This is a genomic window from Chitinophagales bacterium, from assembly GCA_020635995.1.
In the GTDB taxonomy this organism is placed as follows: domain Bacteria; phylum Bacteroidota; class Bacteroidia; order Chitinophagales; family UBA8649; genus JAFMKE01.
The window spans coordinates 93075-107174 of the sequence record JACJYS010000008.1 but is presented as its reverse complement, the minus strand read 5'-3'; the positions used below and the strand labels follow the sequence as shown (position 1 = coordinate 107174).

The window sequence follows — 14100 nt, the reverse complement described above, 5'->3', positions numbered from 1 at the left end:
TCGTGGCACGAATATTACAACCTTATCACAACCTGACTGCTTATTAACAAATTGATATTCCTATTTTGTTTGAATTAGTCTTATTTTTGCAAAAAATAAAATAAATGAAAAGAACTCCTTTATATGCTAAACATACTGCTTTAGGTGCTAAAATGGTTGATTTTGCAGGTTTTGAAATGCCCGTTTCTTACAGTGGTATAAAAGATGAGCATTTAGCGGTGCGTAATGATGTGGGTATTTTTGATGTTAGCCACATGGGAGAGTTTTTAGTAAAAGGAGCAGATGCTACGGCTTTATTGCAATGGATTTGTAGTAATGATATTAGCAAAATGCAAGATATGCAGTGTCAATACAACTGTATGCCAAACAATGAAGGCGGTATAGTAGATGATTTAATTGTATATAAATGGGATGAAAACGAGTATAATTTGATAGTAAATGCCGCTAATATTGATAAAGATTTTAACTGGATAGCCAAGCAGATGAAAGAAAAAGGTTTTGATGTAGAACTGCAAGATATGTCGGACGATTTAGCATTAATAGCCGTGCAAGGTCCTAAGGCAAAAGATTTAGTGCAAGAATTAACGGAGTTAAATTTAGATGATATAGCATATTATTGGTTTGATGCTTGTGAATTAGCAGGAGTGGTAGATGTAGTTATTTCAAACACAGGCTATACAGGCAGTGGAGGTTTTGAAATATATGTATGGAATGAAGATGCTGAAAAAGTTTGGGAAGCCTTAATGGATAAAGGAGCAAAATATGGTTTAAAACCTTGTGGCTTGGCAGCCAGAGATACTTTGCGGTTAGAAAAGGGATTTTGTTTGTATGGCAATGATATAGACAATACTACTTCGCCAATAGAGGCAGGATTAGGCTGGATAACCAAGTTTACCAAAGAATTTGTAAATAGTAATTATCATAAAAATTTAAAAGAAAATGGAGTTTCTAAAAAGTTGGTGGGTTTTGAAATGATAGACAAAGGTATTCCAAGAAAAGATTATGAAATAGCAGATGAAAATGAGAGTGCAATAGGAGTGGTAACTTCTGGTACGCAATCGCCCAGTTTGGACAAAGCCATAGGTATGGGATATGTAAATGTAGAAAATGCAAAAGTGGGAAGTACTATTTATATAAAAAACAGAAACAAATTATTAAAAGCAACAGTGGTAAAAATGCCATTTTTGTAGTTGGATAGATGTAAGATATAAGATACAAGATGTAAGACATAAGACATAAGATGTAGGATATAAGTACAAAGTATTAAGTCTGACTACTGGCTACAGAAAACCGATAACCGATAACAAGAAAAAATGATACAAAGAATACAAACCATATATTTATTTTTAGCAGGCGTAATGGCGGCAGTATTTTCGTTTATAAGCGATTATGCTCTTACTCAACTCCAAAATCTTGATTTGCTTAAAGTGAGTTCCTCTTTGAGTTTAATAGTTAGTGCGATTATAGCCTTAGTAACTATTTTCTTATTTAAAAACAGATCCTTGCAAATAAAATTAATTTGGTTGAGTATTATTGTTGCGTTAGCGGGAGTAGTCTTGTATATTTATACTGACGGTGTGCAAAATTTTTATTTAGACTGGCAGTTTTACCTTATTCTTGTGGTAATTTTGTTTTTGTTTTTAGCCAAAAAAGGCGTTCAAAAAGATGAAAATTTAATCAAATCGTCTTATAGATTGAGATAGTTATCCAAAAGATAATAACATGATTTAATAGCTTATCAACATTTAGATGTATTTTATTCACATTTTATTATCATTTAATATAGTTAAATATAGATTTAACTATTTCTTAATCAAAAAATGAGTTTTTAGGTAAAAATTAGCACAGTAATTGTTAGTAATTTTGCAGAACAAAAATTTACTACCTTGAAAAAATTACTACTTTTTAGTTTAACTATTTTATTGTTTGGATTTGGGTTTGGGCAAACAACGGTTACTTACGTTTTTGACGACCATTATACCAATGCTACTGCTTTAGGATCTGGCAGTATAGATGCAAATATTTCATTTTCAACTGCAAAAAATTCTTCCAGTACAAATCCAACCTATTATACCTCAGGTTCTGCTGCCCGTTTTTATGGAGGTAGTGGTAATGGGGGGGCTATGACTTTAAGTGCAAATACCGGCATTACAATTACGGATGTTGTTATTACTGCAAATTCAAGTTCATATGACCCTACCATAGATTATAGCATAGATGGAGGAACAGCTATATCAATAAATGCAACTTCTCTAGTTTATAGCATTAATGGAATTTCAGCCAGTACTTTTAGTTTTTTAAATGCTGCCTCTGGAACAAGTCAACTTAGAATAGTAAGTGTGAAGATAACATATACAACTGGCTCAACTCCAACCATCACTGTTTCTCCTTCTACTTTAACCGGATTTACTTATGTGGCAGGTTCAGGCCCTTCGGCAGAACAAACATTTACGGCAAGTGGTAGCAATTTAACGGCTAATATTTCCTTAACTGCTCCTACAAACTACGAAATTTCAACTACTTCGGGTAGTGGTTTTAGTAGTTCTTTAAGCTTAACGCCAAGCGGTGATACAGTTACTAGTACTACAATTTATGTGCGTTTAAAAGCGGGCTTAAGTGCTGGTACATATAATAGTGAAAACATTGCTTGCTCATCAACTGGTGCAACAACTCAAAATGTTACTTGCAGCGGAACAGTTACCGCAGCCTGTACCACACCAAGTGCACAAGCTACGTCTTTGGCTTTTGCTAATATTACATCTTCATCTATAGATGTAAGCTACACCGCAGCTTCGCCTGCTGCCGATAATTATTTGGTAGTACAAAGTACTTCTGCTACATTAAGTGGAAATCTCGTAGATGCTACAACTTATACTGTTGGTACGTCTTTAGGTGGCGGTACGGTGGTTTACAATGGTAGTGGCACTTCATTTACGGCAAGTAGTTTATCTTCATCTACTACTTATTATTATTTTGTATTTGCTTATAATAATGCAGCTTGTAGCGGTGGTCCCAAATATTTAAGCCCTGCATTGAGTGGGAGTGAAACGACAACTACCGCTCCTTGGGAAGATTTTGAAGTAGGTTCTAAGGGTAGCTATGCCGCAGCAAATGTAACTTGCACAGCAGGTAGTTGGAATTTTGATAATGCACTAATAAGTAATTCCGGTAGTGATTTTTATTATGATACACAAGGGGCAAGAATACAAGGGGGCGGAAAAATTGAAATGAATTTTAACTTAACTACGGGTTTGGGAGTTGTTACGCTTAGTCATGGAATGTATGGTTCTGATGCAGATGGTACATGGCATTTAGAAGCATCAACAGATAATGGTGCTACTTGGACAGCATTTGTAAGTTCAACATATACAGCGACTAATACAACTTTTGCCACACAATCTATGACTGTTAATTTAGCAGGAAATGTCCGATTTAGAATAGTTAATTTATCTTCTTCGGGTAGAAGATTAAATATTGATGATATTTATATTACACCATATAATTCTCCAGAAATAAATATTCAAGGTAGTAGTGCAGATATTGTTAATGGAAGTACTATCCCATCAACTTCAAATCATACCGATTTTGGTTCCACCTCTGTAACAGGAGGAACTGTTACAAGAACATTTACCATTCAAAATACAGGTTCACAAAATTTAAACCTTACAGCCACCAGTCCTTATGTTACTATCTCAGGAACAAATGCTGCCGATTTTACGGTAACAGCAAATCCTTCTACACCTATTGCAGCATTGGGAAGCACTACGTTTTCTGTTACCTTTGATCCTTCTGCCGTGGGAACAAGAACAGCAACCATTAGCATAGCTAATGATGATAGCGATGAAAACCCTTATACTTTTGCTATTCAAGGCGAGGGCGTAAACAGTAATCAATCGGATATTATAGAAAATAGCACCTTTGGTTATACAAGTAATATTGATTATACGCTATATCAAAGTGCCGGTCCGTTTACAAATACGAGCGGAAACATTGGTGTTTTTAAATTTGATATTAGAGATGGAGGCGGTAGTGCAGATGCCGATGCTTTGGGTACGGAATTAACATCCATTACCTTTAGCTTAAATCCTACACACGCTGCCTATTTGCGTGCAGCAGCCTTGTTTGATGTAAATACAATGGTGGCAAATAACCCGACTATTAATGTAGGAGCAGGAACAATTACATTTACAGGCTTGAGCGGTGCAAATTTTACGGCAGCAGATGGTGGCGTTAAATCACTTACCTTGCGTGTTAGTTTTTTAACAGCGGTAGATGATAATGCACAGCTACAATTTACCGTTACTTCTGCAACAGCCAATACGGCAGGGTCTATTTTTGCTATGGCAAATGCAGGCGGAGCAGTATCAAGTATTGTAGGCGATAGAAATAGATTGGAAGTTACGGCTTCTGCTTTGGCTTTTGCTCAGCAACCAAGTGATGCCTTAATTAATATTGTAATGTCGCCTGCGGTACAAATAGAAGGAGTAGATGCTAATGGTAATAGAGATATAGAGTGGACGGATGATGTTTCAATAATTTCTACTGGTACTATGACAGGTTCTCCTTTATCTGCTACTACAGTTGCTGGTGTTGCCACGTTTTCATCAGTTATTCATACAGTTGCAGGTACAGGATTTACTTTAACTGCCAGTCATACATCTTTTACATCAGTTATTAGCAATACTTTTGATATTACAGATTTGCCAGTTACCAATGGAGATTATAGAACTGTGGGTTCAGGCACATGGTTAAGCAATAGTGCCTCACCTGCTATTTGGGAACGTTTTGATGGAACAGCATGGAATGCTTCAAATTCACCAACCTTTAATACAACTAATAAAATTTTTGTTCAAAGTGGAGATATAATAACAAGTGGAGGCTCGTTTGGTTCAAGTGTAAAAATGTATGTGTTGGGTGGAGGTTTGTTTAATTGCAATCATCCAGGTACTATTAATGAACTTTATATTTATGATGGAGGCGAAGTGCAAGTTAATGCTAATTTATCTATTTCATCTTCAGGAGGTATATTAGAGGTATATGATAATGGTAATTTAATTTTAAATAATGAATATAGTAATCCGGTAACTTCTATTTGGAGTGGAACTGAAATTTTTCATCCAAATTCTAATTTAATACTAAGAGACTGGGATGCTGCTAGCGATATTTTAATTCCCGATAATACTTCAATTAGTACAAACACATACAATGGCTATACAGCCACTTTTGGAAATATAATTTGTGATTTCCAATCAAATTTAGGGGCAAGTGATGATATGACCTTTTTAGCTTCAGGAGTTAATATAAATATGGCTCATAATGATTTAATTTTTAGGACTAACAATCCACCAGTAACTTGTTCCGGAGCCAATAAGTTTAGAATTTCTACAACAGGAACTGTTACTTCTGGTATAGGTGGCGATTTTATAGTAGAAGATGATTTTTCTTTTACAGGTTGTTATAATACTATTAATTTTAAAACATCTGGTACATTTAATTTTACTATAAAAGGCAATATGATATTAGATCAAGCCACAACTAGACTTGGGGCAGGCACAAATACTATAACAACACTCAATATAGAAGGAGATTTAGAAGTGTTAAGTGGTGCGTTTTTTGATATGCAAGGTGTTGTATCTGGAACAAGTTCTCAAACTATAAATTTATATGGAGATTTGTATGCAGCTTCAAGTGGACGATTAAGTTGTACAAGTTCCACAGTAGTTAATAATAACTTCAATTTTGTTGGTGTGGGAGATGGTTTAACACCCGAAACAACTCAAACTATTGATATTGCCTCTACTAGTTCTGCGGAAAATAGTGGTATTTCATTTAATGTAAAAAATGGTGCTTACGCTCAAATTATTAACAATGATTTTGAACTTGGTCAAAATTCAAAACTAACCGTGGAAGACGGAAGTGTTTTTGATTTTGGGTTTAATGGCACTACTGCTTTATTAGTAGCTATTTCTGGCTCTCAAACAGGAACACAATTTGCTTCATTACAAGGAAGTACTTTAAAAATAACATCGCCTGATGGTATTACAACCACCTCGGGTACTGGTATAGGCATAGGAAATGTTCAAGTTCCATCTTCTAATAGATCTTTTAATCAAGTAGCAACTTTCCATTATATTGGCAAAGAAAATCAAGTAACAGGAAATGCAATTACAACTGGATCAACGGGCAAAATTATTATTTGCGACTTGGTGGATAATAACACTCAATTAACTTTTACTAATTCTACAAGTATTACCAATAACACAGCTATAAGCTCTACTGGTGGTAAACTTGATATTAGAAAAGGACAAGTTATTGAAACTGCTACTGAATATATTACAGGTTCTACTGGCACTTTATATATGTCTTCGGGTACGCTTTATCAGATAGCAAAAGGAAGTTCCAGTTCTATTGACGCCTATGCAGATTTAATTCCAAGAATGAATGGTGGAAGTTTCCCTTATATACTTAATGGAGGTACTATTGAATTAATTGGAAGTGGTACAGATGCTTTTCAGGTTTTGAGAGGTTCTCAATCTAGACCAAATTATGTTAATGTAAAATATAGTGGAACCAATACTTATGGAACAGATTATAAAGCATTAAGTACAGCTACAGTAATAGATTCGGCTTTAATTCTAACAGGAGCAACAGTTGTTGATTGTATTAATTCAGTAAATCAAGCAGCATCATTTTCAGGTAGTGGTGCATTAGTTATGGATGGTGGAACACTTAGAATTAAAAAATTAAATGATGCCAATCCGGAGTTGGACGGAACAGCTACAGCCTATAACATTACCGGAGGAACAGTAGAGTGGTATGGCTCGGGAGCTACACAATCACAATTAATTAGAGGAACAGACGGAAATAGCAACACCATTTCTTACCATAATATTGAGTTAAATGCCGTAGCTGCCAATACGCCAACCTATAACGTTAGCCTTCAAGCAGGCATAGAAATAACAGGCGTTATGAATGTAAATAAACCTACGGTTTTTCAAACGGATGAAGCAGAACATATAGACGGAACAGGTACATTTAATGTATTGGATAGTGCTACCTATAAATATGGCAACCCCGATGGAATTACCTTAGGTACTTCAACCGTAGGGGCATTGCGAATGACTACAGCAAGAACTACGGCTAACTTCTCTGAAGATGCTTCTTACGGTTTTGTAGGCAATGGCGATATGGTAACAGGCGATGCACTGCCGCCTACCATGGTTAATATGTATGTAGATAAAGCAGCATCGGGAGATAAAGTAACATTAACAAACAGTGCGGAAGTGAAGCAAACACTTGAATTTGTAAGCAAAGGAATAGTTAAAACAGACGCTAACTTACTTTTTGTTTCAAATGATGAAACTACGGCTATAGTAAATGGGCAAACTTCGGGCGTAAACAATTATGTAGAAGGCAAACTACAATGGACTACCGATGGAACATCTGCTTACACATTTCCAATAGGGCATGCTACGCAAAACGCACAAGGATTTACTATTGACGTAACAGGAGCAAGTGGCTCAAATATATTGGGATATTTGGAAACAAATAGCACGGCTCCTATACAGCCTTATGCTTATTGCGATATGGAAACACCTAACGGTGGTACGGGACAAATAGGTACAGGAACAAGCACACCGGATGGTACACTTGACCAAATAGAGTTTAATATTCATTCGCCATTGCAGTGGGATATAACCAATCCTAACGGAGGTATAACTGCGTATGATTTGGTAGTATTAGCTAATGGCGGGCAAGATATTTCGCCTATACAATCAACAAACGGAACGGATATACGTTATTTAATGAAAAACGGACAGCCGGGCAATCCTACCGTAGCTACCACCAACGGAGCACCTGCATTTAATGCCACAGGGTTTGATGCTTGTCCTAATCAATATACATTAACAGGTTTAACTAGTTTCTCTAAATTTACCTTAGACGGTGCCACACAAAGCAACACAACACTGCCTGTAGAATTATTGTATTTTAATGCTAAAGCAGTAAATAATAAAACAGTTGCTTTAACTTGGGCTACAGCCACAGAAATAAACAACGATGGTTTTGAAGTACAAAGAAGTAAAAATGGCGTTGATTTTGAGAAAATAGCATGGGTGCAAGGAGCAGGAAGCACTACAGAAACCCAACATTATCAATTAACAGATAAAGAACCATTTAATGGCGTTTCCTATTACAGACTAAAACAAATAGACTTTGACGGGCAGTTTGAATATTCTAATATAGAAGCGGTTAATTTAAACCGAAATAATAGTGATGAAAATGTAGTTAATTTTATGGTTTACCCAAATCCATTTAAAGATAAAATAGAAGTAAAAGTTGAAGGAGAAAATAGCTTTATGGCTACTTTATATGATTTAGCTGGTAAGAAAATTTATACTAAAAACTTTGAAAAATACACTACTCTTAATTTAAGTGAATTAGCAAAAGGTACATACATTTTAAAACTTGTTTCTGATAATTTTAGTCAGAGTATTCAAGTGGTTAAAAAGTAAAAAAGATAAAAAACAACTTTAAAAAATCCGAATCTTATGAGGTTCGGATTTTTTATAGGGAATAATGGTATAATATTCGCTTATGTTTTATGGAATTTAAACCAAAATGTATCTTTACAATAAAGAATAAAAAATGAGAAATTTCATAAGCATATTGTTTGTGTTAATTGCAATGTCAATTTCGGCACAAAATCAATTAGAATCTAAAATAACTAAAGCTACAGTTTATAAAAATAATGCTAAACTAACCAGCGAAGCAGGAGGAAAACTACCTGCCGGAACATCAGAAATAGTTATAAGAAATATTCCAACTACAATAAATCCGTCAAGCTTGCAGGTGGCTTTAAAAACCATAGGGAAAGTTAGTTTGTTATCTGCTGTTTATGAAAATGATTACTTAAATCAAAACAGTTTAAACGATAAACAAAAACAACTTAAAGCGGAGTTAGATAAACTAAACGATGATTTAAACTGGATAAAAGAACAAAAACAAATATATACAGATTTAGAAAGTGTGCTTAATGATAATAAAAAATTAGGTGGAGCTAATGTAGGATTAGAACCCACAGATTTAAGTCAGCTTTTAGATGTATATAAAACAAAACAGTTTGAATATAATAAAGAATATTTAAGCTTGCAGAAGCAAGAAAAAGACTTAACAGAACAGAGAAATAACATTCAAAATCAGCTAAATGAAGAAAATGCTAAGTTTAACAAACCAAGTGGCGTTATTAAACTTCAAGTAAGTGCTTTATCGCCTGTTTATACCGATTTTAAGTTAGATTATCTTATATACAATGCAGGTTGGACACCAATTTATGATTTGCGTAGCGAAGGAACAGATAAACCCGTTGATTTGATTTATAAAGCCAATATTTATCAAAATTCTGGTTACGATTGGGAAAGAGTTGACTTAACTGTATCAACAGGCAATCCATCTCAAAACAATAACAGACCAGTGCTTAATCCTTTGTATGCTAATTATTATCAGCCGTATTATGGAAGTGGAAATGTGGAAATAAATGAAGTGCAAGTACGTGCTTATAAAGTAGAGAAAAACATGGCTTATGCCGATGCCGTAGAGCAAGAAGCTAGTTTTGATGAAGGATTTGCTTACAATGCACAAGAGCAAAATTCAACATTTAGCACGCAATATGAAGTAGCTTTGCCACAAAGTATTCCAAGTGATGGCAAGGAGCATTTAGTTGGCTTAACTACCTATCAACTTAATTCTGTTTATCAATATCACAGTGTTCCAAAATTAGATAAAGGAGTGTTTTTGTTGGCAAAAGTTAGCAATTGGGGACAGTATAATTTATTACCGGGAAAATCAAATATTTTCTTTGAAGGAGCTTACGTGGGAGAGTCCACTATTAATCCAAATGTAAGTAATGATACATTATTGCTATCTTTGGGGCGAGACGAGGGAATTAAAATAGAAAGAACAGAACTTAAAGACTTTACTAAAACAAAAATTTTAGGAGCTAATAAGGTTGAAACCTATACTTATGAAATTGAAATAAGAAACAATAAAAATAAAAGTGTAGAAATAGAAGTGTTAGACCAAATTCCTGTAAGTCAGCAAAAAGATATAGTTGTAACTTTAGACGAAGGAGGAGGAGCTACTTACAATAGTGAATATGGAAAATTAGAATGGAAAATAAATTTAGCAGCTAATCAAAGCAAAAAAGTTAGGTTTACATATTCTATAAAATACCCTAAAGACAAAGTAATATCAGGTAAAAAATAAGAAGAGATGAAAAAAATAGTAATTATAATTTTATTGATAGTAGGTTTAAATGCCTGCAAATCTACTCAAAGTGCCAGTACAAGTACAAGCGAGCAAAAGACAGTGCAAACCAATCAATTAAATAAATCTGAAGGCTTAGATATGAGTAAAAAGGTAGATTTACAGCCTAATAATAGTATAAAAGCTAAAGAACCAATGAAAGTAAATACAATGGATAAATCTCAAATCAGAAAAATTTCAATTGAAAAAACAAATAAAGTGGGCAATAATTAATTTATTTTAATTACTTTTGCACTCCATTTTTGAGGGGAAGGTAAAAATTTATTATGTTACTCTCAAAAAGAAAATGGTCCGGTAGCTCAGCTGGATAGAGCAACTGCCTTCTAAGCAGTAGGTCCTAGGTTCGAATCCTAGCCGGATCACTTGAAAGTCTCATGTAAAGCATGGGACTTTTTTGTTTCATATTACTTCGCTAACTTCGTATTTTAATGTCAACACCTTTAGAAGTACTAAAAAAATATTGGGGTTATCCTGCTTTTCGTCCTTTGCAAGAAGACATTATTAATAGTGCTTTAGCTAAAAAAGACACTTTAGCCTTATTGCCTACAGGTGGAGGAAAATCTATTTGTTTTCAAGTGCCTGCCATGTGCCAGCAAGGTATTTGTATTGTTATTTCGCCATTAATAGCTTTAATGAAAGACCAAGTGTATCATTTAAAACAAAAAGGCATAAAAGCAATAGCTATATACTCGGGAATGAGCAAAAGAGAAATAGATATAGCTTTAGATAATTGTATTTATGGTAATATAAAATTTTTATATGTTTCGCCCGAACGACTAAAAACCGATATTTTTATAGAGCGAGTGAAACAAATGAACGTGAATTTATGGGCAGTAGATGAAGCACATTGTATTTCCCAATGGGGCTACGATTTTCGTCCACCATATTTGCAAATAGCCGGAATAAGACAGTTTCATCCCACAGTACCCGTTTTGGCACTAACCGCCACAGCTACACCCAAAGTAGTAGTAGATATTCAAGAAAAGTTAGTTTTTAAAGAAAATAATGTATTTCAAAAAAGTTTTTCGCGAAGCAATTTAAGCTATTCAGTACTGTATGAAGATGCTAAACTAACAAAGTTGGTAGATATTCTTCAAAAAGTGAAAGGAACATCGGTAGTTTATGTGCGAAATAGAAGAAAAACCAAAGAAATAGCCGATTATTTAAAGCAATGTAAAATTAGTGCAACGTATTATCATGCGGGTTTAAAAAGCGAAGAAAGAGCAAGAAAACAGGAGGATTGGATACAAGGAAAAGTACGGGTTATGGTATCTACCAATGCTTTTGGTATGGGAATAGATAAAGCAGATGTTCGCACCGTAGTGCACATGGATTTGCCCGATAGTCCGGAAGCATATTTTCAAGAAGCAGGACGAGCCGGTAGAGATGAAAAAAAGGCTTATGCCGTACTTTTGTTTAATAATGCCGATAAGCACGAAGCTATAGAGAAATTAGAAGAAACTATGCCTACTATTCCCGAAATAAAGAAAGTGTATAACGCTTTAGGCAATTTTTTTCAGATAGCAGAAGGAGCGGGAATAGACATGGTTTTTGATTTTAATATTACAACTTTTAGCAAAAGATACAATTTTAGTGTGCTTAAAATTTATCAATCATTAAAGTTTTTAGAGCAAGAAGAATATTTATATCTCTCCGAAGGAATTTATCAGTCATCTAAACTTATGGTACTGTACAATAAACAAGAATTGTATAAATTTATGCTTGATAATTTGGAGCTTGAACCAATTATGAAATATATTTTGAGAGTTTATGGCGGAGTGTTTGACGGATACGTTAAAATAAAAGAACGACAATTAGCCCAGCACTTAAACTCAAATGTTAAAGACATTATTAAAACATTGCAAATATTAGATAGAGTGGGTGTAATAGCTTATGAAAAATATAAAGATGAACCTTTTATACAGTTTTTAAAACCAAGGTTGTCAGAACAAAATTTGTATTTGAATGTTGAGCAAATTAAAGAAAGAATTAAAGTATTTAAAGATAAATTAAATGCTATGATTAGCTATGCTACAGAAACAACAAGCTGTAGAAGCAAAGTGTTATTAGCTTATTTTGGCGAAAATAAATCTGAAAATTGTGGTGTTTGCGATGTTTGTTTGGGGCGAAATGAAAAAGAGGTAGATGAAAAAGAATATCAAGAAATATCTATTTTAGTAAAAAAATATATTAAAGACCAAGCTTTATCTTTAAATCAAATTAATAAAAAAATCCCCTATCAAAATAAAGAAAAGCTAAATAGAGTTTTAAAAATGCTATTAGATTATAATTTTTTACAAAAACAAGAAAACGATACCTATAGTTGGAACAACAAAGCATAATATTATTAAGTACAAGTGATATTTTGTATGACCAGCGTTTAATTAAAATAGCTACGGCTTTACAAAGTTTTGGAGCTAATGTTTCATTAATAGGTAGAAAATTAAGTGATAACCGACAAAATAATTCAAAAAAATATACTGAAAAACGAATTGCGTGTGTGTTTAATAAAGGCGTTTTATTTTATGCCGAAATAAATTTGCGTTTTTTCTTTTTGCTTTTGTTTTCAAAATATAACAAAGTTTGTGCAAATGATGCAGATACATTATTTGGAGCTTGGTTAGCCTCTTTTTTTAAGAAATTTGAATTATACTACGATGCTCACGAAATATTTACTGAAGTACCGGAATTAGAAGGAAAGTTTATAAAAAAACGAATTTGGGCGTGGGTTGAAAAAAAAGGAATGCGTAAAGCAAAAAAACTATATACTGTAAATGAAAGCGTAGCTGTTTTTCTTCAAGAAAAATATGGTAGAAAGTTTGACGTAATCATGAATGTTCCGGAATTAAAATATCAAAAAGAAACCAATGAAAATCAGTCTTTTATATTGTATCAAGGAGCATTAAATAAAGGGCGTGGCTTAAAGGAGTTAATAAAAGCTATGGGAAAAATTGACATGCCTTTAAAAATAGCTGGAAGTGGAGATATAGAAAATGAACTTAAAATTTTGGTAGCTGACTTAAATTTAACGGATAAAGTAACTTTTTTTGGGAAATTATTGCCTAAAGATTTAGAGCAGATAACACAAAAAGCATACTTGGGAGTAAATTTATTAGATAAAAGCAGTATGAATTATTACTATTCTTTAGCTAATAAATTTTTTGATTATGCCCACGCTGGCATTCCTCAAATTGGCATGAATTTTCCCGAATATGAAAGGATTAATAAGGAATTTGAGGTTAGTTTATTAATAAATACACTGAGTGTAAAAGAAATAGAAGAAACTATTAATAAATTAATAAAAAATAAAGAATTATATAACAATTTAAAGAATAATACATTAGCTTTAAGTAAAAATTACAATTGGGATAAAGAAAAAGAAAAGTTGAAGTTAATTTATCTTAGTCAATTATAAAAAAGGCATCTTTAATATGGTGCAATTCATTATGATGATTAATAGCTATAATATCAAAACGAATTTCATTTTGCCAATTATTTTCTTCTATAAAATGTTGGGCAGCTTTAGTAATTCTTTTTTGCTGAGCTATGCTCAAAAAATCTTCGGGATTGCCATAAAAATCAGTAGTTCTGGTTTTCACTTCCACAAAAATTAAAAGTTTATCGTTTTTTGCAATTATATCTATTTCGGCTCTATCAAACCGATAGTTTTTTTCAAGCACGCTATATCCATTTGATAATAAGAAGTTTGTAGCTAATTCTTCTCCATTTTCTCCTATGTCATTATGTTTAGCCAAATTATTTTTTAAAGTTATAATG

At 33.4% G+C, this 14100-nt stretch carries 8 protein-coding genes and 1 tRNA gene; 8 read left to right on the top strand and 1 reads right to left on the bottom strand.

All coding sequences use genetic code 11. The features are described from left to right. Nucleotides 1-104: 104 nt before the first annotated feature. From gcvT to H6578_11420, 8 genes are all read left to right on the top strand, one after another. Nucleotides 105-1190, top strand: coding sequence for a glycine cleavage system aminomethyltransferase GcvT (gene gcvT, locus H6578_11455; GenBank protein MCB9227766.1), 1086 nt, complete (start codon nucleotides 105-107; stop codon nucleotides 1188-1190). 123 nt (nucleotides 1191-1313) lie between these two features. Beyond that, nucleotides 1314-1703: a DUF4293 domain-containing protein gene (locus H6578_11450; GenBank protein ID MCB9227765.1), complete on the top strand. Its 390-nt coding sequence runs from the start codon at nucleotides 1314-1316 to the stop codon at nucleotides 1701-1703. A gap of 183 nt (nucleotides 1704-1886) precedes the next feature. Further along, a complete protein-coding gene (locus H6578_11445) occupies nucleotides 1887-8513 on the top strand; it encodes a choice-of-anchor D domain-containing protein (protein ID MCB9227764.1) in 6627 nt (2208 codons plus the stop codon). Nucleotides 8514-8646: 133 nt separating this feature from the next. Next, nucleotides 8647-10263 carry a mucoidy inhibitor MuiA family protein gene (locus H6578_11440; protein MCB9227763.1) on the top strand — a complete coding sequence of 539 codons (1617 nt, stop codon included), beginning with the start codon at nucleotides 8647-8649 and terminating at the stop codon, nucleotides 10261-10263. 6 nt (nucleotides 10264-10269) lie between these two features. After that, on the top strand, nucleotides 10270-10536 hold the full coding sequence (locus H6578_11435) for a hypothetical protein (GenBank protein MCB9227762.1): 267 nt from the start codon (nucleotides 10270-10272) through the stop codon (nucleotides 10534-10536). Nucleotides 10537-10611: 75 nt separating this feature from the next. Then, nucleotides 10612-10685: transfer RNA gene (locus tag H6578_11430), tRNA-Arg, on the top strand. A 66-nt stretch (nucleotides 10686-10751) separates the two neighbouring features. After that, on the top strand, nucleotides 10752-12665 hold the full coding sequence (locus H6578_11425; protein MCB9227761.1) for a RecQ family ATP-dependent DNA helicase: 1914 nt from the start codon (nucleotides 10752-10754) through the stop codon (nucleotides 12663-12665). Then, on the top strand, nucleotides 12647-13738 hold the full coding sequence (locus H6578_11420) for a glycosyltransferase (protein ID MCB9227760.1): 1092 nt from the start codon (nucleotides 12647-12649) through the stop codon (nucleotides 13736-13738). Before H6578_11425 ends, H6578_11420 begins: the two co-directional genes overlap by 19 nt. Here the strand turns inward: H6578_11420 and H6578_11415 are convergent. Continuing rightward, a complete protein-coding gene (locus H6578_11415; protein MCB9227759.1) occupies nucleotides 13725-14078 on the bottom strand; it encodes a YraN family protein in 354 nt (117 codons plus the stop codon). The genes H6578_11420 and H6578_11415 overlap by 14 nt on opposite strands. Nucleotides 14079-14100 lie beyond the last annotated feature (22 nt).